This window comes from Mesorhizobium sp. SEMIA396, assembly GCF_024518615.1.
GTDB lineage: Bacteria > Pseudomonadota > Alphaproteobacteria > Rhizobiales > Rhizobiaceae > Mesorhizobium.
The window spans coordinates 802994-826523 of sequence record NZ_JANIFC010000002.1; the positions used below are offsets into that span (position 1 = coordinate 802994).

Annotated in this window: 26 protein-coding genes; 11 read left to right on the forward strand and 15 right to left on the reverse strand. The window is 62.3% G+C overall.

From position 1 onward, the window contains the following. Window positions 1-54 precede the first annotated feature (54 nt). Both NP503_RS08885 and NP503_RS08890 read right to left on the reverse strand, forming a co-directional pair. Entirely contained in the window at window positions 55-780 is a 726-nt protein-coding gene (locus tag NP503_RS08885) for a transporter substrate-binding domain-containing protein (protein WP_236383322.1), read from the reverse strand. A gap of 54 nt (window positions 781-834) precedes the next feature. After that, window positions 835-2085 (reverse strand): cytochrome P450, encoded by a 1251-nt coding sequence (locus tag NP503_RS08890; protein ID WP_127269908.1) that lies wholly within the window; start codon window positions 2083-2085, stop codon window positions 835-837. 103 nt (window positions 2086-2188) lie between these two features. On the opposite strand from NP503_RS08890, the gene NP503_RS08895 reads away from it, so the two are divergent. Next, window positions 2189-3292 (forward strand): FAD-binding oxidoreductase, encoded by a 1104-nt coding sequence (locus NP503_RS08895; RefSeq protein WP_127269906.1) that lies wholly within the window; start codon window positions 2189-2191, stop codon window positions 3290-3292. Window positions 3293-3309: 17 nt separating this feature from the next. Here NP503_RS08895 and NP503_RS08900 read toward each other — a convergent pair whose 3' ends face one another. Next, window positions 3310-3900: a hypothetical protein gene (locus NP503_RS08900; RefSeq protein WP_127269904.1), complete on the reverse strand. Its 591-nt coding sequence runs from the start codon at window positions 3898-3900 to the stop codon at window positions 3310-3312. Window positions 3901-4239: 339 nt separating this feature from the next. Between NP503_RS08900 and clpP the strand changes: the two genes are divergently transcribed. The 4 genes from clpP (at window position 4240) to hupB (ending at window position 9732) form a co-directional block, all read left to right on the forward strand. Continuing rightward, window positions 4240-4869: an ATP-dependent Clp endopeptidase proteolytic subunit ClpP gene (gene clpP / locus NP503_RS08905; RefSeq protein ID WP_013532191.1), complete on the forward strand. Its 630-nt coding sequence runs from the start codon at window positions 4240-4242 to the stop codon at window positions 4867-4869. A 297-nt stretch (window positions 4870-5166) separates the two neighbouring features. Next, window positions 5167-6441, forward strand: coding sequence for an ATP-dependent Clp protease ATP-binding subunit ClpX (gene clpX, locus NP503_RS08910; protein ID WP_013532190.1), 1275 nt, complete (start codon window positions 5167-5169; stop codon window positions 6439-6441). A gap of 308 nt (window positions 6442-6749) precedes the next feature. After that, on the forward strand, window positions 6750-9161 hold the full coding sequence (gene lon / locus NP503_RS08915) for an endopeptidase La (protein ID WP_127268008.1): 2412 nt from the start codon (window positions 6750-6752) through the stop codon (window positions 9159-9161). Window positions 9162-9459: 298 nt separating this feature from the next. Beyond that, window positions 9460-9732 carry a DNA-binding protein HupB gene (gene hupB, locus NP503_RS08920; protein ID WP_127268007.1) on the forward strand — a complete coding sequence of 91 codons (273 nt, stop codon included), beginning with the start codon at window positions 9460-9462 and terminating at the stop codon, window positions 9730-9732. Between the two features lie 88 nt (window positions 9733-9820). Here the strand turns inward: hupB and NP503_RS08925 are convergent, their stop codons facing one another. Beyond that, window positions 9821-10843 (reverse strand): aldo/keto reductase, encoded by a 1023-nt coding sequence (locus NP503_RS08925; protein WP_127268006.1) that lies wholly within the window; start codon window positions 10841-10843, stop codon window positions 9821-9823. A gap of 178 nt (window positions 10844-11021) precedes the next feature. Between NP503_RS08925 and NP503_RS08930 the strand changes: the two genes are divergently transcribed. Further along, complete coding sequence (locus NP503_RS08930; protein ID WP_127268005.1) at window positions 11022-11588, forward strand: SIS domain-containing protein; 567 nt, start codon at window positions 11022-11024, stop codon at window positions 11586-11588. Window positions 11589-11591: 3 nt separating this feature from the next. Continuing rightward, entirely contained in the window at window positions 11592-12335 is a 744-nt protein-coding gene (locus tag NP503_RS08935; RefSeq protein WP_127268004.1) for a creatininase family protein, read from the forward strand. Between the two features lie 12 nt (window positions 12336-12347). Here NP503_RS08935 and NP503_RS08940 read toward each other — a convergent pair whose 3' ends face one another. From NP503_RS08940 to NP503_RS08950, 3 genes are all read right to left on the reverse strand, one after another. After that, window positions 12348-13265 carry a carbohydrate ABC transporter permease gene (locus NP503_RS08940; RefSeq protein ID WP_127268003.1) on the reverse strand — a complete coding sequence of 306 codons (918 nt, stop codon included), beginning with the start codon at window positions 13263-13265 and terminating at the stop codon, window positions 12348-12350. A gap of 26 nt (window positions 13266-13291) precedes the next feature. Then, window positions 13292-14413, reverse strand: a complete 1122-nt coding sequence (locus NP503_RS08945) for a carbohydrate ABC transporter permease (RefSeq protein WP_127273345.1) — start codon at window positions 14411-14413, stop codon at window positions 13292-13294. Window positions 14414-14501: 88 nt separating this feature from the next. Further along, window positions 14502-16166, reverse strand: a complete 1665-nt coding sequence (locus NP503_RS08950; protein WP_127266588.1) for an ABC transporter substrate-binding protein — start codon at window positions 16164-16166, stop codon at window positions 14502-14504. Window positions 16167-16455: 289 nt separating this feature from the next. On the opposite strand from NP503_RS08950, the gene NP503_RS08955 reads away from it, so the two are divergent. From NP503_RS08955 to rbsK, 3 genes are read left to right on the forward strand one after another with little or no spacing between them, the layout of a single operon-like run. Continuing rightward, window positions 16456-17514, forward strand: coding sequence for an ABC transporter ATP-binding protein (locus NP503_RS08955; protein WP_127266589.1), 1059 nt, complete (start codon window positions 16456-16458; stop codon window positions 17512-17514). A 21-nt stretch (window positions 17515-17535) separates the two neighbouring features. Further along, window positions 17536-17988, forward strand: a complete 453-nt coding sequence (locus NP503_RS08960; protein ID WP_127266590.1) for an RbsD/FucU family protein — start codon at window positions 17536-17538, stop codon at window positions 17986-17988. Further along, window positions 17978-18937, forward strand: coding sequence for a ribokinase (gene rbsK, locus NP503_RS08965; RefSeq protein WP_372958879.1), 960 nt, complete (start codon window positions 17978-17980; stop codon window positions 18935-18937). Before NP503_RS08960 ends, rbsK begins: the two co-directional genes overlap by 11 nt. 281 nt (window positions 18938-19218) lie before the next feature. Here rbsK and NP503_RS08970 read toward each other — a convergent pair whose 3' ends face one another. Genes NP503_RS08970 through NP503_RS08980 form a run of 3 tightly spaced genes read right to left on the reverse strand, consistent with a single transcriptional unit; the run spans window position 19219 to window position 20717 of the window. Beyond that, window positions 19219-19497 (reverse strand): hypothetical protein, encoded by a 279-nt coding sequence (locus NP503_RS08970; protein ID WP_127266592.1) that lies wholly within the window; start codon window positions 19495-19497, stop codon window positions 19219-19221. Beyond that, a complete protein-coding gene (locus tag NP503_RS08975; protein WP_127266593.1) occupies window positions 19494-19787 on the reverse strand; it encodes a hypothetical protein in 294 nt (97 codons plus the stop codon). Before NP503_RS08975 ends, NP503_RS08970 begins: the two co-directional genes overlap by 4 nt. Before the next feature lie 45 nt (window positions 19788-19832). After that, on the reverse strand, window positions 19833-20717 hold the full coding sequence (locus NP503_RS08980) for an RNA ligase family protein (RefSeq protein ID WP_127266594.1): 885 nt from the start codon (window positions 20715-20717) through the stop codon (window positions 19833-19835). An 85-nt stretch (window positions 20718-20802) separates the two neighbouring features. On the opposite strand from NP503_RS08980, the gene NP503_RS08985 reads away from it, so the two are divergent. Next, window positions 20803-20988, forward strand: a complete 186-nt coding sequence (locus NP503_RS08985) for a hypothetical protein (RefSeq protein ID WP_127266595.1) — start codon at window positions 20803-20805, stop codon at window positions 20986-20988. Between the two features lie 86 nt (window positions 20989-21074). Here NP503_RS08985 and NP503_RS08990 read toward each other — a convergent pair whose 3' ends face one another. From NP503_RS08990 to NP503_RS09010, 5 genes are read right to left on the reverse strand one after another with little or no spacing between them, the layout of a single operon-like run. Beyond that, window positions 21075-21425, reverse strand: coding sequence for a hypothetical protein (locus NP503_RS08990; RefSeq protein WP_127266596.1), 351 nt, complete (start codon window positions 21423-21425; stop codon window positions 21075-21077). Next, the gene (locus tag NP503_RS08995; protein WP_127266597.1) at window positions 21425-21877 is read right to left on the reverse strand and encodes a hypothetical protein; all 453 of its coding nucleotides are present in this window, start codon (window positions 21875-21877) and stop codon (window positions 21425-21427) included. The genes NP503_RS08990 and NP503_RS08995 overlap by 1 nt, the downstream gene beginning before the upstream one ends. Next, window positions 21874-22056, reverse strand: coding sequence for a hypothetical protein (locus NP503_RS09000; protein ID WP_236383321.1), 183 nt, complete (start codon window positions 22054-22056; stop codon window positions 21874-21876). Before NP503_RS09000 ends, NP503_RS08995 begins: the two co-directional genes overlap by 4 nt. Beyond that, complete coding sequence (locus NP503_RS09005; protein WP_164748669.1) at window positions 22028-22321, reverse strand: hypothetical protein; 294 nt, start codon at window positions 22319-22321, stop codon at window positions 22028-22030. The genes NP503_RS09000 and NP503_RS09005 overlap by 29 nt, the downstream gene beginning before the upstream one ends. Then, complete coding sequence (locus tag NP503_RS09010) at window positions 22321-23499, reverse strand: N-acetylmuramidase domain-containing protein (RefSeq protein WP_127266599.1); 1179 nt, start codon at window positions 23497-23499, stop codon at window positions 22321-22323. Before NP503_RS09010 ends, NP503_RS09005 begins: the two co-directional genes overlap by 1 nt. Between the last annotated feature and the right edge of the window lie 31 nt (window positions 23500-23530).

The following is a 23530-nucleotide window of genomic DNA, read 5'->3' on the forward strand; positions in this document are numbered from 1 at the left end:
GTGGAGGCCGGTTTTCGGGTAAAGATCATGGTCGAACAACAAAAGATGCACGGATCAGACGATGCGGTCGATATCGCTGTCCGAGAATCCGTATCGCGCCATCATCCGTCGGTGCCAGTCGCTGCCCACCAATTCATCGAGGCAAGCATCGATGCGCCGGAGCAGGGCTGAATTGCCTTTGGCGATCGCGAAGGCACCGGCCGACGGCTGCTTTTCAATCGGGGGAACCTCGACAAGCCCAAGCGGCATATCGGGCCGCCGGGTCAGATAGCCTCGGTGCGCCATCGCAACGCTGGCGTAGGCGTGCACCGCGCCGCTGGCCACTGCGTCCGCCGCATCCGCCTGCGTTGCAAACGTCCTGACCTGCTCGGGCGCGATTCCGTTGTGCAACGCCGTAAGATGCTGAACCTGATCGGTTATGACACCAATCAACGCTGTCCGGTCCTCGGCAATGGATTGGTAGCCGCGAAAGCCACGCGGATTGTGTTTCGCGACCAGCAACCCGTCCTGCAGCGCCCAGATCGGCCGTGTGAAGTCGACAAGCTGCCTGCGCTCTTCGGAGACGAACAGGCCGGTCGTCATGGTCCAACGACCCTCGACCAATCCCGGCAGCAGTTCAGCGAATTCGGCTTCGATCGGCTTAAAGCTCGCCAATCCGAGCATGTCACCGAGCCTGCGCGCAAGCTCGACGTCACAGCCTGAGACCTCGCCCGATGCACCTGCAAAGCAGAATGGCGGCTCTTCCAGGAAGGCGAATTTCAACTCAGTCAGATCAGGCAAACCGGCGCCACCTATTCCCCGGGCACAGTCTGAGGCAGCCCCGGCTTGTGGCCGTCAAAAGCCGACGGCGAGCGTTTCCAGCCCATGGAAATGGTAAGTGTCCCGAAAGCGCGCCTCTTCGGCAAGATGCAGCTTCGGATGCCGTTCGAACAGGGTTTTCAGCGACACCTGCAATTCGAGCCGGGCGAGCGGCGCGCCGATGCAGAAATGGATACCGGCGCCGAAGGACACGTTCTTCTGGTCGGCACGGTCGGGCCGGAAGGCGAGGGGATCGGCGAAGGCGCGTGGGTCATGATTGGCCATGCCCAGCAGCAGCCCGATCGTCTCGCCCGGCTGCACGACGATGCCGGGCGCGACCTCGATCTCCTGATAGGCATAGCGCGCGAACATGTGCAGCGGCGCGTCGAAGCGCAGGCATTCCTCGACCGTTGCCGCGGTCGCCTCGGGCGAACCGAAGAAGCGGCTGACATCGCCGCCCTGCATAAGGATCGAGCGGACGGCATTGCCGGTCTGATGCACGGTCGCTTCATGGCCGGCATTGAGCAGCAGGATCGCCGAGGACACCATCTCGTCCTCCGACAGCCTCTCACCGTCCTCCTGCGCCGAGATCAGCAGCGACAACAGGTCGTCGCCGGGATTTCGGCGTCGCTCGGTGACGTAGCCACGGAGGAAATCCGCAAATTCGCGGGCGGCACGGTTGGCCGTCTCTTCGATCGCGCGTGTGCGGCCATGCATGTACATGGCGACCATCTGGTGCGACCAGTCGAGCAGTTGCGGCCCCATTTCGACCGGGACACCGAGCATTTCGGCAATGATGGTGATCGGCAAGGGCGCCGCGAAAGCAGGCAACAGGTCGACCGCCTTGCCTGGTTCGAAACGGTCGATCAACTCGTTGGCCAAAGCCTCGACACGCGCCCGCAGCCGTTCGACCTGACGCGAGACGAAGGCGCGGTTGACCAGTGTTCTCAGCCGCGTGTGCACCGGCGGCTCCAGTTCCAGCATCGAATTGGCTTCGACGCCGTCGAAGGCCCTGAGATGGCTGCGGTCCTGTCCAATGCCGCGGCTGTCTGGAATGCCGGCCGGGTTCTGCCGGCCGAAGCGGCGATCGCGCAGCAGCCGGTTGACGTCGTCGAAACCGCCAAAGCACCAGAAGCCGAATTCTTCCCAGAAGAATGCATTCGATACGCCGTGCAGGAAAGCATAGGCATCATAAGGGTTTTGAAAAAAGGCCGGCTCGTGCGGGTCGAGCCGCAGATGTCGAGTGGCTGGATCAAAGGCCAGGGCGGTAGGCGTCCATTTGCTCATGCCAGACCAATAGCGCGGCTTGCCAGCTTGGTTCCAGACCGTATGTTGGCGCCCGCAATCCAATACGTTGAGCCAGCCAACCGGCTGCGGAAAGTCTGATTTGATGAAGGTGATCGTTGTCGGTGCGGGTATTGCCGGTCTCTCGACGGCGTGGTCGCTGGTCAAGGCCGGCCACAGCGTTTCGATCGTCGAGCAAGGGCCGATCCCAAACCCGATGGCCGCGTCGGGCGACCATCATCGCATCATCCGCCGCGCCTACCGCGCGGGGACCGGCTATGGCCGGCTGATCACCGAAGCCTACCAGGCCTGGGACGAGATGTGGGCCGATCTCGGCGAAAGCCACCTCGATCCCAGAGGATTTGTCTGCATTTCGCGCGAGCCGGGCGACGAGGCCGAGGAATATCGCGAGGGCCTGGAAGAAGGCAATTTTCCGTTCGAATTGCTGGAGCCCGATGCTGCGGTGAAGCGCTGGCCGTTCCTGGAAGCCGGGTCGTTCCGCTACGCCTATTTCTCAACCGAAGGCGGCGCCCTGCATTGCCGCAAGATCGCGTCCGGCCTGGCAAAGTGGCTGCGCGCCAACGGCGCCAATGTCTACGAAAATAGCAAGGTCGTCGAAGTCGACGCCGAAGCCGGCCACATCGTGCTCGAAAGCGGTGAGACCATGCAGGCCGACCGCATCGTTGTCGCCGCCGGCGCCTGGGTGCTGAAACTGTTTCCGGAGCTGGACGGCGAGCTGAAGACCTATCGAACCGCACTTGCCTATGTCGAACCGCCCGCCGATCTCGAGGCGGCCTGGCAGGCGGCACCGGTCGTCCTCGATGTCGGCGGCGCGATCGACGGCTATGTGATCCCGCCCTCCGGCGGCGCCGGCATGAAATTCGGGTCCGGGCGGCACAGGGTGCCGACCAGCGACGCCGATTGGAACCGTCAGCCGGTGGCGGGCGAGGGCGAGGCGATCCGCAACCTGTTTTCGCCGCCGATCGACCGCATCGAGGACTATCGTGTGACCGAGGTCGTCACCTGCGCCTACACTTTCACATCAGACGAAAAATTCATGGCGCATGAAAAGGGCAAATGCCTTGTTGTCTCGGCATGCTCCGGTCACGGCTACAAGTTCGGCGCGGCGGTCGGCAGGCGCGTTGCCGCTGCTGTCGGCGATGGGGATATTGCCGGCTTGAAGGCATGGCTGCGGGCGGAGGTCGCCTGAGCGCCGCCGGGGGTGACCTAATTCTGGCAATGCCTGGGAATATGCACCCGCCGCCAGCCCGATGAACCCTCGCGAACCAGCACACGACGCGCGACGGTCTGGTAGGAGGCGGGAACATCGATGATGCGCCTTTGCTCCGGCCGCACCAGCACCTCCTGGGCGATCCTGTCGTATTGTGCGGGGATGACCACGCGCCGCGTGCGTTCGGGCTGGATCACCACGGTTTTGGCGACACGTTCGTAGCGCGCCTTGTGCCAGACCTTGCACAGCACCTTGCGGCCATGGACGACGCGCCATTCCCAGGAATAGCCGCCGCCATCGATCCGGACCGTGCGGTAGACGGTGCGGGTGACGGCCGGCACGACCTGGTAGGTCACTTGCGCCGGAACGGTCATCACGACGCGCTCGCGCGTGCCATAGATAGGGGCGATATAGTCGACCTGCTGACCGGGCGGACTGATCATCACGTCTTCATAGACCGTGTCGTAGACGGCCGGACTGCGGACCGGCTCGTAACATTCGACGGCGCGGCCGCCGGCCGCCGTCTGCGAAATCGTGCCGAGCATGGTCAGGCCGGCGATGGTGAAGCATGCGGTTTTCCCGGGCATGACACTTCCCCTGTTGAACTCTACGCATAAGTTCAACGTTGAATTGTAGAGGAAGCCGTCTCGGAAAAAAGCGGTTTCGGCGCATTTCGTTAAGTGACGCGGTTAAGAAACTGCTACCTTGCGCGGCCGGCCATGCGGCTCCGGACCCGCGGAAGCATCCGCCGCCCGCGAATCCTTGGTCAGAAAGCTTGATTCGACTTACCCAGATGGCTAGGAGGGGTCGGCCTTGCACAAGGATGAGCCGGCATCCTATTTACGGAATAACGATCCAGAACCGATTCTGCCCGATCTGCCGGCATTCCCGGCGCCGGAATCCCACCGCGAGATAAGAGATATCTGATGAAGAACCCCGTCGAAACCTACATGAACCTCGTTCCGATGGTGGTCGAACAGACCAATCGCGGCGAGCGGGCCTACGACATTTTCTCGCGCCTCCTCAAGGAGCGCATCATTTTCATCACCGGTCCGGTCGAGGACGGCATGGCGACGCTGGTCTGCGCGCAGCTTTTGTTCCTCGAAGCCGAGAATCCGAAGAAGGAAATCAACCTCTACATCAATTCGCCGGGCGGCGTCGTCACCTCGGGCATGGCGATCTACGACACCATGCAGTTCATCAAGCCGGCCGTGTCGACGCTCTGCATCGGCCAGGCGGCTTCGATGGGTTCGCTGCTCCTGACCGCCGGTCACAAGGACATGCGCTTTGCCACGCCGAACGCCCGCATCATGGTTCACCAGCCTTCCGGCGGCTTCCAGGGCCAGGCGTCCGACATCGAGCGCCATGCCCTGGATATCATCAAGCTGAAGCGTCGCCTCAACGAGGTCTACGTCAAGCACACCGGCAAGAGCTACGAAGAGATCGAGAAAACGCTCGACCGCGACCATTTCATGACCGCCGACGAAGCCAAGGATTTCGGCCTCATCGACAAGGTCATTTCGTCGCGCGAGGCGGCCGAAGGGGCGCTGGCATAAAGGCAAGTTGGCAGTTGGATGGCACCATCACGCGCTTTTGGCGCGTCTTGCGGCATTTCGGCCACAATTGGCTGTTCCCTCGGGGGACAGGATTGCCTACGTTAAGGCTATGTTGAGTTTCGGCGGCTTAGCTTTATGCGGGGTTGTCGCGAATCATTGCCACGTTTTCTGATTTGTGTTTCGTACGGAATGCGTTGCGGGAGCCGGGACACACTGGCGGCGGCGGATTCCCGCGATAGATAGAGTATGCGCCCTTTCAGCCAGACCATCGGCGGGCGGCCATGAAAGGACATGAAAATGAGCAAGGTCGGCAACAACAGCGGCGATTCCAAGAACACGCTTTACTGCTCGTTTTGCGGCAAAAGCCAGCACGAAGTGCGCAAGCTGATCGCCGGTCCGACGGTCTTCATCTGCGACGAGTGCGTCGAACTCTGCATGGACATCATCCGTGAAGAGAACAAGACCTCGATGGTGAAGTCGCGCGAAGGCGTGCCGACACCGCAGGAGATCCTCAAGGTTCTCGACGATTATGTCATCGGTCAGCCCTACGCCAAGCGCGTGCTGTCGGTGGCGGTCCACAACCACTACAAGCGCCTCGCACATGCCGGCAAGAACAACGATGTCGAGCTGGCGAAGTCCAACATCCTGCTGATCGGCCCGACCGGTTGCGGCAAGACGCTGCTCGCGCAGACGCTGGCCCGCATCATCGACGTGCCCTTCACCATGGCTGACGCGACGACGCTGACCGAAGCCGGCTATGTCGGCGAGGACGTCGAGAACATCATCCTGAAGCTGTTGCAATCGGCCGACTACAATGTCGAGCGCGCCCAGCGCGGCATCGTCTACATCGACGAGATCGACAAGATTTCGCGCAAGTCGGACAATCCCTCGATCACCCGCGACGTGTCGGGCGAGGGCGTGCAGCAGGCGCTCCTGAAGATCATGGAAGGCACCGTCGCCTCCGTGCCGCCGCAGGGCGGCAGGAAGCACCCGCAGCAGGAGTTCCTGCAGGTCGACACAGCCAACATCCTGTTCATCTGCGGCGGCGCCTTCGCCGGGCTGGACAAGATCATCTCGGATCGCGGCCGCAAGACCTCGATCGGTTTCGGCGCGGTCGTCGCTTCGCCCGAGGATCGCCGCACTGGCGATGTCTTCCGCCTGGTCGAGCCCGAGGATCTGTTGAAGTTCGGTCTTATCCCCGAATTTGTAGGCCGTCTGCCGGTTCTGGCGACGCTGGAAGACCTCGACGAACCGGCGCTGATCCAGATCCTGACCGAGCCGAAGAACGCGCTGGTCAAGCAGTATCAGCGGCTGTTCGAGATGGAGAATGTCGACCTGACCTTCCACGAGAACGCTCTTTCGGCGATCGCCAAGCGCGCCATCGAGCGCAAGACCGGCGCGCGCGGCCTGCGTTCGATCATGGAGGCGATCCTGCTCGACACGATGTTCGAGCTTCCCGCGCTCGAAGGCGTGCGCGAAGTGGTGATTTCGGAGGAGGTGGTGACCGGCAGTGCCCGGCCGCTCTACATCTACTCCGAGCAGAAGGAAAAGAAGGGCAATGTCAGCGCCTGACATCATGAGCCCGCAGCGAAATTCTGAAACGGCGCCGCAAGGCGCCGTTTTGCTGTCACACAGGGCTTTTGCGCGGCGTACGGCTTGGCGTCGCAAATGTGTCACTCGCGGACGGGTTGGAAGTGCGGATTTGGACACGCCCCTTGATCTTTGGGGGTCGTGCATCCAACTAACTGGAGAAGGCCGAGGTGCCCGATTTCTGTGCTGTAAAACTCCCGTCATAAACGGTGGTAGGCGGAACGATCCCCGGTCGTTAATATAAGATTCGCGGTTGGCTGATTGGCGGCCGCGACATGAAAGGTTGGACAATGGCCAAAGTATCCAAGGCACCCAGCGACGGCGTCTTCGCAGTTCTCCCACTGCGCGACATCGTGGTGTTCCCGCACATGATCGTGCCGCTCTTCGTCGGGCGTGAGAAGTCGATCAAGGCGCTGGAAGAGGTGATGGGTCAGGAAAAGCAGATCCTGCTTGCCACCCAGATGAATGCCGCCGACGACGATCCCGAGCCCGATGCCATCTTCGACATCGGCACGCTCGCCAATGTGCTGCAATTGCTCAAGCTGCCCGACGGCACCGTCAAGGTTCTGGTCGAAGGCGCTTCGCGTGCGAAAATCGTCTCGTTCACCGACCATCCCGACTTCCACGAGGCCCGCGCCGCGGCGCTGGTCGAGCCGGACGAGGAAGAGGTCGAGGTTGAGGCGCTGGCGCGTTCGGTCGTCACCGACTTCGAGAACTACGTCAAGCTGAACAAGAAGATCTCGCCCGAAGTGGTGGGTGCAGCCAGCCAGATCGACGACTATTCCAAGCTCGCCGACACGGTCGCCTCGCATCTCGCCATCAAAATCCCTGAGAAGCAGGAAATGCTGGCCACGCTCTCGGTCAAGGAGCGGCTGGAAAAGGCTATGGGCTTCATGGAAGCCGAAATCTCCGTCCTGCAGGTGGAGAAGCGCATCCGCTCGCGCGTCAAGCGCCAGATGGAGAAGACGCAGCGCGAATACTACCTCAACGAGCAGATGAAGGCGATCCAGAAGGAACTCGGCGAAGGCGAGGACGGCCGCGACGAGGCCGCCGAGATCGAGGCGCGCATCAAGAAGACCAAGCTCTCCAAGGAGGCCCGCGAAAAGGCGGAAGCCGAGTTGAAGAAGCTCCGGACGATGTCGCCGATGTCGGCTGAATCGACCGTCGTGCGCAACTATCTCGACTGGATCCTGTCGATTCCGTGGGGCAAGAACTCCAAGGTCAAGCAGGACCTGGCGTTCGCGCAGAACGTGCTCGACACTGATCATTTCGGCCTCGACAAGGTCAAGGAGCGCATTGTCGAGTATCTCGCCGTGCAAAGCCGCCAGAAGAAGCTGAAGGGGCCGATCCTGTGCCTCGTCGGCCCTCCCGGCGTCGGCAAGACCTCGCTCGGCAAGTCGATCGCCAAGGCGACCGGTCGCGAATTCATCCGCATGGCGCTCGGCGGCGTGCGTGACGAGGCCGAGATCCGTGGCCACCGCCGCACCTATATCGGCTCGATGCCCGGCAAGGTCATCCAGTCGATGAAGAAGGCCAAGAAGTCCAACCCGCTCTTCCTGCTCGACGAGATCGACAAGATGGGCCAGGACTTCCGTGGCGATCCGTCATCGGCGTTGCTCGAGGTCCTCGATCCGGAACAGAACTCGACGTTCATGGACCATTACCTCGAGGTCGAATACGACCTGTCGAGCGTCATGTTCGTGACGACGGCGAACACGCTGAACATCCCGGCGCCCTTGATGGACCGCATGGAGATCATCCGTATCGCCGGCTACACCGAGGACGAGAAGATCGAGATCGCCAAGCGGCACCTGATGCCGAAGGTGATCCGCGATCACGCGCTGCAGCCGAAGGAGTTTTCCGTCGGTGAGGACGCGATCCGCGCCATCGTCCAGACCTACACCCGCGAAGCGGGCGTCAGGAGCCTGGAGCGCGAGCTGATGAAGCTCGGGCGCAAGGCGGTGACCGAGATCCTGAAGACGAAGAAGAAGACGGTGAGCATCACGGCGGAGAACCTCTCCGATTACCTTGGTGTGCAGCGCTACCGCTTCGGCCAGGTCGAGGCTGACGATCAGGTCGGTGTCGTTACAGGTCTTGCCTGGACGGAAGTCGGCGGCGAACTGCTGACGGTCGAAGGCGTCATGATGCCCGGCAAGGGCCGCATGACGGTGACCGGCAACCTGCGCGACGTGATGAAGGAATCGATTTCGGCGGCGGCCTCCTATGTCCGCTCGCGCGCCGTCGATTTCGGCATCGAGCCGCCGCTGTTCGACAAGCGCGACATCCACGTGCACCTGCCGGAAGGCGCCACGCCGAAGGACGGCCCGTCTGCGGGTGCTGCCATGGCGACAGCCATTGTGTCGGTACTGACGGGTATTCCGGTCCGGGCGGATGTGGCGATGACCGGCGAGATAACGCTTCGCGGCCGCATCTTGCCGATCGGCGGGCTCAAGGAGAAGCTGCTCGCCGCACTGCGCGGCGGCATCAAGAAGGTGCTGATCCCGGAAGACAATGCCAAGGACCTGGCGGAGATCCCGGACAATGTGAAGAACGGCATGGAGATCATTCCGGTCTCACGTGTCGGCGAGGTGTTGCGCCACGCGCTGGTGCGTATGCCGGAGCCGATCGAATGGGTCGAACCGGTCAATCCGCCGGCCTCGACAGACAGTGCCGACGACGCTGGAAAGTCCCTGGCGCATTAGAGCGCCGGGCGTCCATCTGGACGCACAAAGGACGCTCTAACGCTCGGACTTGCGCATGGCCCTTTCCGAAAACCGGCTACGGTTTTCGAGGCCATGCGTTGGTTTTCGTCAAGGTTGCAGCGCACAAACGGAGAGCCGGGCCTAGAGCCCGGCTTTTTCATGTGAAAAACCCAGCATTTCCGGGCTTTTTCCGCTTTTTTCCTGCCTTTTCGACTTGGTTGCGGGAGCGCTTCTTTCTAAAGTCCGTTTCCTGCCGGATGAGTCGATAGTTCCGGTGTTCTCATGGAAGGGAATTTTTATGAACAAGAACGAACTGGTGTCCGCTGTCGCCGACGCCGCGAGCATTTCGAAGGGTGACGCGCAGTCGGCGGTCGATGCGGTATTTTCCGTGATCACCGGCGAACTGAAGAAGGGCGGCGATGTCCGGCTTGTCGGCTTTGGCAATTTCTCCGTGTCAAAGCGTGCGGCTTCGACCGGCCGCAATCCTCAGACCGGCGCCGAAGTGAAGATCCCGGCGCGCACCGTGCCGAAGTTCTCGGCCGGCAAAGGCCTCAAGGACGCAGTCAACTAAGCGTTTTTTCTTTTCAGAGACCTCAGAAAAGCCGGGCTTGCCCGGCTTTTCATTTTTTGTGCCCGACGCTGACGCGACGGCGGCCGGCTTATGCGGTCGGCGCCTCGGCGCGCATCAGACCTTCCTTCTTGAGATCGGCCCAAAGCGCTGGGGGCAGTTTCGCATCGAGCAGCGAGCGATTGCTCTCGACCTCGCTCGGCCGCTGGCCACCGGGGATCACCGAGACGACCGAGGGGTGCAGCAGCGGGAATTGCAGGGCGGCCTCGATCAGCCTGACACCATGACGCTTGCAGACGTTTTCGATCCCGGCGACCCGATCGAGTATGTCCTTCGGCGCTTCCGAGTAGTTGTAGTAGGCGCCGGGCTTCGGTCCGGTCGCCAGGATGCCGGAGTTGTAGGGGCCGCCGAGAACGATGCCGATGCCGCGTGCCTGGCAGAGCGGCAGGAAGGACGTCAGCGCCTCCTGTTCCAGGAGCGTATAGCGTCCGGCCAGCAGGAACAGGTCGAAGTCGCCGCGCTCGGCCAGCGTCTGCGCGACCTGCCACTCATTGATGCCGCCACCGAACGCCTTGATCACGCCCTGGTCGCGCAGCGACAGCAAGCCGTAATAGCCCGAGCGCATGAACTCCTCGATGCGCCGGTCGGAGGCTTCCTTGCTGCCATGCGTGAAGATGTCGACATCGTGGACGAAGAGGATGTCGATCCGGTCGACGCCGAGGCGCTCAAGCGAGGCCTCGAACGAGCGCATGACACCGTCATAGCTGTAGTCGTACACTTCGCGGCGCGACGGCGTGTCGAAGAACTTGCCGATGCCGGTGCGCTCTTCGGGCGGGCAGGCGCGCATGATGCGGCCGACCTTGCTCGACAGCACATAGTCGTCGCGCTTCTTGCCGCGCAGGAACGGGTTGAGCCGCGTTTCCGACAGGCCGAGTCCATAAAGCGGCGCGGTGTCGTAGTAGCGGCAGCCGGTCGCCCACGCGGCTTCCAGCGTGGCGTTGGCGTCCTCGTCGGAGACGGCACGGTAGAGGTTGCCGAGCGGCGCCGCGCCGAAGCCGAGCTCGGTGAAACTGATGCCGCCATTGCCGATGCGGTCGAAATGCCGTGTCTTCATATGCTGCCGTTTGCCTCGCTCGATTTGTCTGACATGACACTATCACGCCTGTGGTCAGGCAAAAGCATAGCTGCGGGTTGGACACGCATTTTCGCGGTTGCTAGCATGAACGAAATCAAGCTGTTCGTGGCAGCAAGGGCGGCAAATACCAGGGGTGATTTTTGATGGCAGGATCGCGGTGAGCGACAAGAGCAAAAGCCTGTTCGAGACCGCGCTTGAGGAACTCGGCGGCGTGCTGGCCCGCATCGACGAAAGCCGGATCGACGCCGCCTGCAAAATGCTGGCCGGCGCGCGACAGATCGTCGTCTATGGCTGCGGCCGCGAGGCCTTGCAGGTCAAGGGGTTTGCCATGCGGCTCTACCATTTGGGCCTGCCGGTGTCCGTGGTCGGCGACATGAACACACCGCCGCTGGGGCAGGGCGATGTCTTCCTGGTCAGCTCCGGGCCGGGAGAGACCTCGACCGTGCTGACCCTGATGCAGGTCGCGCACCAAGCAGGTGCAACCAATCTCCTGCTGACCGCCCAGGCCGCAGGCAGCGCGGCGAAGCGCGCGGACTTCACCCTACTCATTCCCGCGCAGACCATGGCCAACGATCAGGGGGCGCAGAAGACATCGGTGCTGCCGATGGGCTCGGTGTTCGAAGGCGCGCTGTTCCTGCTGTTCGAGGTGATGGTGCTGAAACTCAGGGAATTGATCGGGGCGTCGCCCGAAGCCATGCGCGCCCGCCACACCAACATGGAATAGATCATGCGCTACGAACTGATGCTGCCACACCAGATCCGCAGGGCGATCGCCGAGAATTGGCCGGTCGCTCTGCCGCTCGGCGTGCTCGAATACCATGGCGAGCACATGGCCGTCGGCATGGACACGCTGGCCGTCGTCAAGACGCTGGAGCTGTTCGAAAAGGAGAAGGACGTCGTCATCCTGCCGCCCTTCTACTACGGTGCTGCGAGTTATGCGGTGGCGCCCCCGGAAGGCAGCGGCTCGGTGCAGGTCGGCGGCAATGCGCTGGCGCCGTTCGGCGAGGAGCTGTTCTACAGCCTGCTGCGCATCGGCTTTCGCAACATCCACGCCATCATCCACCACCAGACCGAGAACTTTGCCGCCGGCATGCCGACCGATCTGGCGTTCAAGACCGCCGGCCGCCAGGCGATCTTCCGCTTCCTCGAAAAGGAGCGCGGCGAGGGCTGGTGGGGCTCTCAGGCGATGGCCGACTACTATTCCGGGCACGCCACCGGTGAAAATTTCTTCAACTGGGTGCAAGTGCATCCGCTGATGTCGGCTGACATGAACGGCAAGTACCCGTTCGATCATGCCGGCATCGGCGAGACCTCGCTGATGCTGGCGCTATGCCCGGAGGCTGTCGATGCCGCTCACTTCAACGACAACAAGAGCTGGTATACGGCGAGCGCCAAGGATGCTTCGGCCGAGCTTGGGCAGAAGGGCGTCGCCATGATCATGGACCACCTGCGCACGATCCTGGCAGCCTAGCGGGCCGCCCTGCTACTTCACCGCTCCTGCGGTCATGCCCATGATCAGATAGCGCTCAAGCGCGATGCCGATCACCGCCAGCGGCGCGATGGCTGCCGTGGCGAGCGCTGCCATCGACCACCAGTTGATGCCTTGCGAGCCGGTCTGGCTCGCCACCATGACGGGGATCGTCTTGGCGTCGGTCGAGGTCAAAAGGGCGGCGAAGAAATACTCGTTCCAGCACAGCACCATGGCCAGGATAAAGGCGGCGACCATGCCCGGCAGCGCGATGGGCATGACGATGCGGAAGAACGCGCCCCAGATCGACAGCCCGTCGACCAGGGCTGCTTCCTCAAGTTCGACGGGAATCGAATTGAACTGGTCGCGCATGATCCAGATGACGATCGGCAGCACCATCAGCGTGTAAAGCAGGATCAGTCCGATGCGCGTGTCGAGCAGGCCGACCTCGCGGTAGAGTACCAGGAAGGGCAGCGCCAGCACCACCGGCGGCAGGATCAGCTGCGACAGGAAGAAGAACGAGATGTCCTCGTTCTTGAACCAGGCGAAATGATAGCGATAGCGGGTGAGCCCGTAGGCGGCGAGGCTGCCGATGACGATGGCGAGGCTCGACGCACCGACCGAGGTGATCACCGAATTCATGAAGCGCTTGAGGAACTCCTCGCGCACCGTCGAGGTCTGGAAGATCGAGTCCGGCGACAGGCCGAGCGAGCGCCAGCCTTTCCAGTCCGGCTGAAAGTCGACGAAGGGGATGAGATGGCCCTGCGTGACGTCGACCGCGGTCTTGAACGAGGTTGTCACCGTCCAATAGATCGGGAACAGGCAGATGAACGCCCAGAAGGCCAGCGCGCCATAGATGAAAACGCGGCTGGCGAGGAAGCTCGCCGGCGAGCGGATCTCCGAGGCGACATATTCGGTGGTCTGAACGCTCATCGGGCTTAACTCACCCCCATCTTGCTTTAATTGACATTGCGGACAAAACGGTTGGCGAATTTCAACAGCCACGTGACGAACACGACGATGATCACCAGATAGGCCATCGCCAGCATGGTTCCGTAGCCGACATTCGAGCGGTCGCGATATTCGCGATAGATGAAGCTCGACACGGAATCGGTGGCGCCGCCGGGGCCGCCGGACGTCACGGTGATGATGATATCGGCAAGCTTCAACTTGAAGATGATGCGCAGGATCACCGCCGTCACCGACACCGGCAACATCAGCGGAAAAGTGACCTGCCAGAAGGTCTGCCACGCATTGGCGCCATCGACGCGTGCGGCTTCGAGCACCTCGCGCGACATCGCCTGCAGCCCGGCCAGCAGCATGATCATCATGAATGGGATGAAGGTCCAGGCATCCAGTATCATGATCGATATGCGCGCGATGATCGGGTCGGAGAAGAAGGCGGGATTTTCCCAGCCGAGATGGCGCGCCAGCGTTGCTGCCGGTCCGAACCGGTATTCCATCAGCGACTTGCCGATCATCCACGACACCGCGACCGGGGACAGCATCAGCGGCATCAGGAAGACGACGCGGAAGAATTTTCGCGCCCGGATTTGCGCGTTGAGCAGCAGCGCCAGGCCGAAGGCGATGACATATTCGACCGCCACCGCCAGCACATAGAGCACCATGTTGAACAGCGCGTTGCGGTAGTAGGGATCGGCCAGCATCTGCCAGAAATTGTCGAGCCCGTTGAACTTGCGGCCGCTGAACGAGCTGAGGTTCCAGTCGGTGAGGGCGATGTAGAAACCGAATAGCGTCGGGAAGATCACCATGGCGATGGTGAACAGCAGCGCCGGCAGCAGGAACAGGGCACGCTGGCCGTCTTCGCCGCGCGTCAGCACCTGGCCGACGCCGATCGCCACGCCCCACAGCACATAGGCATAGACGACGGGGCGCCAGGTCTCGAAGCCGATCGTATCGGCGCTGCCCTTGTAGAGGATCTCCAGCACGATCGTCGCCAGCAGGCCAAGCGTCGCAACGGCCATCAGCGTCCAGCCAAGGCGTTTGCGGCCTGGAGAGATCAGATCGGAAGGGCCGGCATCTGCCGGCCACTGGTTCGCGGTCGAAGTCTGGTCAGCCACAAATCTCGCCCGTTTGAAGGCTCTCGAAGAGCCGGAGCCGGTCTAAAGTGGTCCGGCGTTGCCGCCGGACCACGGTTCATAGGCCAGCCTACATGCCGAGCGAAGCTTTGTAGAGCTTGATCTGGTTGTCGCGGCCGATCTGATCGGTCAGCTTCTCCCAGGCCGCCGCGATGGCGTCGGCACCTTCTTGCGCCTTCATCTTGCCGGCGAAAGTGTTGGCCAGGATGTCCTCGGCGGCGCTGTAGTATTGGAAAATGCCGGGGATGCGTGGCTCGATCGCCGCGTTCGGATGGTTGTAGCTGTCTGATTCCGACTTGAGGTAGGAGGTGATGAAGGCCTCGTCGTAGCCGGCCGCCACCCATTCGGGAATGTCGAAATGCGAGTTGCGGTAGGGCTGGAAGCCCGACGGATACATCGCCGTCCAGATCGACAGGTCCTTGCCGCCGAGATGGGCGGCGGCGGACCATGCCGCCTTCTTCTTCTTTTCGTCGGCATCGACGCGGGCCATCACATAGACGCCCCAGCCGAGATAGGCGCAGTTGGGCGCATAGTTCGGGCCGCTGGCGAGCTTGTCCCAGGCGCCGGTCTTCGCATTGTAGACATCGTCCGAGCCGGGCAGGATCGAGAAGCCGGTGACGTCGCCGACGACGGAAGAGTCGTTGGTCTTGACGTTGGAGCCGACGTCGCCCCACCAAGTGACCATCGAGCCGGTGCCGGCCAGGAACTGCTGGAAGGCGGTCGTGTTCGGATCGGCATTGATCTGGTCGGCGGGTTCGGACGGCAGCGCGTCGATGACGTCCTGGATGGCGCGCACCCAGGCCGGATTGTTGACGCGCGGCTTCATCGTGTCGGCGTCGAAGAGCCAGGCCTTGTCGTCGGGGTGCTTGGCATAAGCGGTGGCGCGACTGCCGAGGAAATAGAAGCCGAAGCCGCCCCAGGGCTTTGGCGCGTCGAGATAGCCATAGACGTCCTGGTCCTTGAGCTTCTTGCCCTTGAGGAACTTGGTCACCGCCTGAACCTGCTGCCAGGTCTTCGGTACGCCCCATTCACCTTCGCCGCCGCCGTCCTTCCAGGCCTTGGCGAGGTCGGCATCGGCGAACACGTCGGTGCGGTAGTTGAAGTTGTGCGCGTCGCCGTCGACGGTCACGCGGTATTGCTTGCCGTCCCAGGTGCCGACCGGCGGCTTCAGATAGCTGACCAGATCGTCGAAATCGATCTGGGTCTTGACCCAGTCGGGCATTTCCGACGTCAGGCCCTTGCCGCAGACATCGCCTTCGAACGGCGCGCCCATTTCGATAATGTCGAAATCGACGGTGCCGGTCGCGATCGACTGCTGCAGGCGGGCATTGTAATCGGCCTGCGCCAGGTCGATCCAGTTGATCTTGGCGCCGGTATAGGTCTCCCACGGCTTCAGGAAGCCGCGGAACAGCACATTGTGCAGGTTCTGGTTGTTGAGACCCATGAAGGTCAGCTCGACGCCGGCGAATTCGCCTTCCTTGACATTGGCCTTGGTCGCTTCGAGGCAGAGTTCACCGACCTTCTGGAAGTCGGCGTCCGTCGGCTGGCCTTTGCCGACGCCGGGGATCTGCAGGATTTTTGTGCGCAATTCGCTTGCCGCGGAAGCCGGGCGCGTCAAGGCGCCAAGTCCGGCGCTGGATGCGGCTGCGATCGCGGCCATGCTGGCCGCGCCCTTCAATATGTCGCGCCTTGTGGCGCCGGCTCGAACCAGTTTGTCGTAAAGACCCGTTCTCATCGCCTATTCCTCCCAGAACATCAGTGTGAATAAATCGGCCAACTGTCGGACGCCGGAGCGCCAAAGATGCTCCCGTTTCGGAAACGAATTAGGCAGGACCCCACCCTGCGTCGATTGAGGTTCCGATTGCGGATCGGATACCGACATTTTGACCAACGCCTGCCACTATTCTCACAACACAACGCCGTGTCAACGAGAGCGGGTTTTTATCTATAAGGGACCGACTTGCCCTGACAGGTCGCGTTGGTTAGCTTCTGCGCCTACGGCTAATGGAGCCGATGGGGGAGATATGGCGCAAGTCGCGATCAGCAAGGTGGCCAAGGCCTTTGGAACGGTCAAGGTTCTGCACGAAGTCAGCGTCGATATCGCAGACGGACAGTTCGTGGTGCTGGTTGGCCCTTCGGGTTGCGGTAAGTCCACATTGCTCAGGATGGTGGCTGGGTTGGAGACCGTCTCCGCCGGTACGATCGCCATCGGCGACCGCGTCGTCAATCATCTGCCGCCGGCCAAGCGCGACATCGCCATGGTGTTCCAGAACTATGCGCTCTATCCGCACAAAACGGTCGAGCAGAACATGGCCTTTGCCCTCAAGCTCAGGAAAACCGATCCGGCCTTGGTCGCCGAGCGGGTCAAGCGCGCCGCCGATATCCTCGACCTCAATCCCTATCTGAAGCGCTATCCCCGCCAGCTTTCCGGCGGCCAGCGACAGCGCGTGGCCATGGGCCGTGCCATCGTGCGCAATCCGCAGGTCTTCCTGTTCGACGAGCCGCTGTCCAATCTCGACGCCAAGCTGCGCGTGCAGATGCGCACCGAGATCAAGGAACTGCACCAGAGGCTGAAGACCACCACCATCTACGTCACCCACGACCAGATCGAGGCCATGACCATGGCCGACAAGATCGTCGTGATGCGCGACGGCCGCATCGAGCAGGTCGGCGCGCCGCTGGAGCTGTTCGACAGACCGGCCAACCTGTTTGTCGCCGGCTTCATCGGCTCGCCGTCGATGAACCTGCTCAAGGGCACCATGCGCAAGGGCGACAAGCCCGGTGTCGACATCGCGGGCACGCTGTTCCCGATCGCATCGGGCAACGCCGCACAAGACGGGCAAGCCGTCGTTTATGGCGTGCGACCGGAGCATCTCGAAATTCATCCCGACGGCGTGCCGGCGAAGATTTCGGTGGTCGAGCCGACCGGCTCGGAAACGCTGGTGTTCCTGCGCTTCGGCGAAGGCGAGATGGTGGCGCTGTTTCGCGAGCGTCACGACTTCAAGCCGGGCGATACGTTGAAGCTGAAGCCACGGCTCGACCAGATCCATCTTTTCGACGCAGAGACCGGCAAGCGTCTCTGATCCCAACTCACGAGGAATACCATGCTCAAAGGCATCAACCCGCTGCTCAATGCCGACGTGCTGCAGGCATTGCGGGCAATGGGGCATGGCGATGATCTGATCATCGCCGACACCAATTTTCCGTCCGATTCCGTGGCGCGCCAGACGGCGCTCGGCCGCGTGCTGCGCATCGATGCCTCGGCGGCGCAAGTGGTCAAGGCGGTGCTGTCGCTCTACCCACTGGATACATTCGTCGACGACTCGGCCGCGCGCATGGAAATTGTGGGCAAGCCCGACGAAATTCCGCCCGTACAAAGCGAAGTGCAAAGGGAGGTCGACAAGGCCGAGGGCAAGTCGTGGCCGATGATCGCGGTCGAGCGCTATGCCTTCTACGAGCGCGCCAAACAGGCCTATTGCGTCATCCAGACAGGTGAGCGCCGCTTCTACGGCTGCTTCGCCTTTCGCAAGGGCGTCGTGCCGCCGGATGCGCAGTAGCGGCATGGCTTCGGGCAAGCCGGTCGTCATGAAGCCTGTCGTCATATTGGGTGTGTTCGTCGCCGACACCGCCTACAGGGCGCAGCGGCAGCCGCGCATGGGCGAAACCATCCTCGGCACATCCTTCACGCTGGGGCCGGGCGGCAAGGGTTCTAACCAGGCGGTTGCCGCCGGCAAGCTCGGCGCCGACGTCACCTTCCTCACCCGCCTCGGCGTCGATCCCTTCGCCGACATGGCGAGGCAGACCTGGGCGCAGGCGGGCGTGAAAAATGCCGTCATCAATACGCCGGAAAGCTACACCGGTGCGGCCTACATCTTCGTCGAGGAGACCACCGGCAACAACGCCATCATCGTCAGCCCCGGTGCTGCCATGCTGATCTCTCCAGCCGATATCGAAGCCAATGCCACGCTGATCGGCGGTGCCGGCGTCTTCGTCACCCAACTCGAACAGCCGATCGAAGCCGCCATGCGGGCGCTGGAGATCGCGCGTGGGGCAGGGGTGACGACGATCCTCAACCCGGCCCCCGCGGCAAAGCTTCCCGACCGCATCTACACGCTCTGCGACTACCTTACGCCCAACGAGACCGAGACGGAGGAACTGACCGGGATGAAGGTGTCCTCGGTCGACGAGGCGCGAGCCGCCGCGGACAGTCTGCTGAAAAAGGGGGTCGGCACGGTCATCGTCACGCTCGGCGACAAGGGCGCGCTTTTGCACTCGAAGGAGCGCTCCGACCATGTTCCAGCCGTCAGCGCCGGCCCGGTGGTCGAAACCACGGGGGCAGGCGATGCCTTCAATGGCGGGCTTGCCGCAGCACTTTCGAGGGGCGTGGAGCCGCTGCAAGCGGTGCGCTTCGCCTGCGCCGTCGCCGGTATCTCCGTGACGCGACCGGGGACTGCACCGTCGATGCCGACGTTGCAGGAGGTCGAGGCACTGCTGGCGAGGGGGTGATCTTGCAGGGCCAGGCGTAGGCAAGGGCTGAAAGGACCTGAGTGACCTCAGGTCTCTTGGACCTCAGGTCTCTTGCAAGACAATATTTTTGACAATCAATGTCGACATTTCTCTGAAGCCAAGAGCTTGATACCCTTGAGAGAAATGGCGCGAGTGACGGGGCTCGAACCCGCGACCTCCGGCGTGACAGGCCAGTGAAAACCGCAAAGCCACCAACGCTGGGTTTCGACTCTCTTCGACGGCGAATTGGTGCAAAAGCGGCCAAAGTTGAAACCGCTGGACTAGCGATCGCCCTTGGCCTTTGCGTAGGAATTCCCCACTGCTTTGCCCATGCCTGACACCTTGTTGGAGTCGGGTGTGTAGCGAAGTTCCGGCTTGTTGGCCCTGCATTTGGAGCAGACCAGGCGCGGCGCGAGATTCCAGTTCATCGCTTTGACCTCCGGACCGTATTTGTCTCTTAAACCCTCAAGGTCGAGCACCGCGTAATGAACGCAGTTGCGGCAATACGCCGTGATCTGCATGTTCCCGTCGACCAGCGATTGGAATGTCCAGTCGCTCATCCTCGAAACCGTTCAGTGTACCAGGTAATCTTGCCGTCGACCTTCATCGGCTTGTGGATCACCAGGCGCTTCGGCAGGTGTTCCGGATGCACCTCGAGCAGCGTGATCTTGATCTGTGGCTTGCAACGGCTGCAATCGAACTTCAGCGCCAGCGGATCGACGCCGCCGCCATAGACCATCATCAGGTCGGCCGACCTGATGTAGCGGACATTGCCGCAACTGCATTCGGCCTTCACAAGCATGTTGTGCCGGGTCGCCTTGCCCAGCGTGTCGATCGGATCGTGTTCCATGAGAACGTAATAAGAACAAATTCCCAACTGCGGTCAAGGGCCCCATCAGCCTTCGTCGAGGAAACCCTGCACCGAGGCGTGCCGCAGCTTGGGCTCGCCGCGTAGCGTCCTGACGCTGGCTTTGATGCCGGGCTTGACCCATTCGACGTCAGGCGTGATCTGTGCCGTGGGAACGTGCGGCGGCGCTGCCTTGGCCTTCTGCACCCGTTTCCAGAGGCGGTCCTTTATCGCATCCGTGGTGGCGATCACGGCCTTGCCGACATATTTTCCGTCCCGCGCGAACAGCCCCTCGGTCCACTCGCCGGCTTTTCGTTTGACGCCGATCAGATCCAGTTCGGCGATGTCCCAGCATTTTGTCTTCAGCCAGGCTTCATCCTTGGCGCCGCTACGATATGGGCTGAACTTGCGCTTCGACACCACGCCTTCAAGCCCCATTCGCTCAGCCGCATCGTAGAACTCGGCGCCGCCGCCCTCGACGTGCTGGCTGTACTGGATGATGCCCTCGGCCGGCTTGATCAGGTCCCACAGGATTGCCTTGCGCTCGATCGCCGGCCGCGGGCGCAGATCCTCGCCGTCCAGATACAGAATATCGAACGCTACAAAGGCGAGCAGCTCGGCGTTCCATGCCATGCGCGAATGCATGGCGTGGAAGTTCGACCGGCCGTCCGGCTCGGGCGCGATCACCTCACCGTCGAGGATGAACGATTTCGCCTTCAGCTGCTCGGCAGCGGTGACGATCGGCCAGTAGCGCTTCGACCAGTCGATGGCGGTGCGGGTGAAGGCACGGGCGCCGGCCCAGTCCAGGATGATCTGGGTGCGGAAGCCGTCATATTTGATTTCGTGGATCCAGTCGTCGCTGACCGGCGGCTCCAGCACCAGGACGGGTTCCTGTGGCTTGATGAACTTCAGCCGGTCTCCGGCGTTACTCATACTCGATACCCCGCACCGCGATTCAAGTCGGAAGGCTGATTAAGGTTCCGGGGTATTTTAGACGAATTGTATGTCGGAGTCGTTGATGACCAAGCTTTCCGATCTTCCCCGCCCAACGGGCCGTCTCAAGGCAGTAGACCGCAAGCCGGTGACCGAAGGACCAGAGATTGAGATATGCCCGGTCTGCGGACAAGCGATCGACATGAGGGATATCGGGCAGCTGCTCTGGCATGTCACGGAAGACCATGAGCCACTCGAGCTCGACAGTTGAACAGCCGCCGGCTCCAAGCATCAAGGCCTAGGACGCAAAAGCCCGCCGCACCTTTCGGCACGGCGGGCTTTTCCAGGGCGCGATCCTTACTTCGATCGCGCGATCTCCTTTGCCAGGTCGCCGATGTCGCGGCGAAGGTCCCCGACCTCGTCAACGAAGCGGTTGCCGACTTCGATCAGCCGATACATGGCCTGGCGCTGCTTTTCATTGTCAGCGCGCCCGGCGATCAGTTCCATTGTGTAGCCCTCGATCGAGGCCGCCAGTTCCTTGACCGCGCTGTTGTCGATGAGGGCGCCGGCGACCTCGACCTGGCGCTCCGCCGGCGTGACGGTGCCGCGACCGAAGCGAAGGCCGAGCATTGCCAGGAGGCCGAGCAACGCCAATCCCACGAAATTGGCGATCGGCACCAACTGTTCGGCCGGAATGCCAAGGATCATCAACGCCTCCGCTGCGAAGCACCGACATCAGCCCATGCCCGAAAAAGGTTCCACATTTCGATCGTCATGAAGGTGAGGTAGACGATCACCCCGGTGCCGGAGCCATCGGCCGTCAGGACGGCAACGAGGACGCCGAGCGCAATTTGACCCCAAAACACGCACGACGCGATGGAAGCCCCAGCCCTGAAATGGGGCGAGTAGCGGAAACCCTTGAAGGTGCCATTGACGATGAGCGCCCCGAGCCGAAGCAGCGCAGTCATGAGACAGACGTTGGCCCAGAACGCTTCATTGCCGTAGGTAGCGATGATAGCCATCGACGGCGAGCGGTCGAAGGTCAGCGGATCCATTGCCAGGCAACCGGACCAGCCGAACAGCGCTCCGGTCATGATCCATTCGGTGACGCGCATCCCGAAATGCTCGCGGATGCCGCCAGCGATGCGCAGCACGATCATGTCTTGAGCTCCGCTCGGCGCGCAGCGCTGGCCTTGGTGTGCAAATCGCATTCGGCGCGCGTATAGAGCTTCACCGCGCAGCCTGGCGCCATCGTGCGGTCGATCTTGTTCTGGTCGGCTTGGGTCTTGCCCTGTGCGCCGGCGAGGCTGTTACCGAGGGCCTGTCGGAGCGGCGTCACACCGCTGACGCCCGAAGTCGTACACGCCGCCAGCGTCAAGGCACTCGTCAAGAGACATGCGAGCGTCAACGCCCTTGTGAATCGCATCGGTATTCTCCTTTTCGATCTTGGCGCGGACTTCGTCGGCGCCCCAATGCTTGATGAGTTCGTAGCCGCCGAGGGCGGCGCCGGAGACGGCGACGGCCAGGACGGCCCACGCGATGATGCGGGCGAGAGGGCGGGGAACACCGACGAAGCCGGCGACGAGCGAGATGAGGACGCCCATCAGCGCCGTGCTCCCGTCTTGAATGCCTCGACGCCCTTGGCTTCGCCATGGCGTGCGACCAGGAACAGCCCGCCGGCAACAGCCGCAATCGCCAGCATCCAGACCCAGCCAGGCACGTCGCCGGCAGCATCCTTGACAGGCTGGATATAGCCGCTGGCGGCGCCGAGATTGCCGATGATGCCGTCGAAGAAGCTGCCGATCAGTGCCGCGATGCCGGTGAAGAACGCGCCGACTTTGGTCAACCAGTTCGTCTTCACCTCCGGCACCTTGTCACGCACGACGTCGGCCCGCGCATCCGCGCGCGCGGCGGGAATGGCCCGCGGCTTGGCCTTCTGCAGGGACAGCAGCAGCTCGTCGTCGATGCCGTCACCCGCCGGCAGGCCATTGTCAGAGCGGAAGGCGCGGATCGCGGCTGCGGTGAAGTCGCCGGCCTTGCCGTCGACGCCGCCGACCTCTGTATAACCGAGATCCTTCAGCTGCTGCTGGACGCGCTCAACCGTTGCCTTGTCGACGGCCGGCACCACCGCGGCGATCGACACCGGCTCAGCCGAAACAGGGTCCGCCGCTGGCGAGAATGGCGTGTCCCTGATCTTTTGCCATTTGGCAAAGGCGGCGGCCATCTTGGTATCGTAGGCATTTTTTTTGTAGCCGGGACCATTCCAAGTCCTGGCGATGACCGGCCAGCGATGCGCGCGCAGATCGTCGTCGATCTTCCACGCGACCAGGAGGCGCACTGTCGCCTCGAGGTGGTTGGCCTCGGATGCCAAGAACGCCGTCACCAACGCCTGCGGTGAAGTGTACCCGGCATCGCGATGGTTCTCGCCGAGAATCTGGGTCAAGCCCCACGAAGCGGCCATCAACGCGATCGTCTCGTCGATTGCCATCGCTTTGACCAGGCGCGGGTAACTGTCCTTGGGATAGGGCTTCATGCCCCATTTCGGATAGGCGAGCCCAGCCTTGACCGCAGCATCCCGTTTCATGCCCTTGCCGAGAAGCCGGTAGAAGACATGCGGTTCGAACAGCATCTTCGGCCGGCCGGCCGCATCGAAGCCGGATCCTGCCGCCTCGACGTCCATGAAGGCATGCAGTTCGTCCTCGCCAACCCCGATCTCGGCACCGATGCGTGGAATGTCTATGTCTTGCAGGCGCACCGCTGCGCCCTTGAACGAAGTGTCCATGGGTTTTCCTTCGGATGTTGATTGACTATGG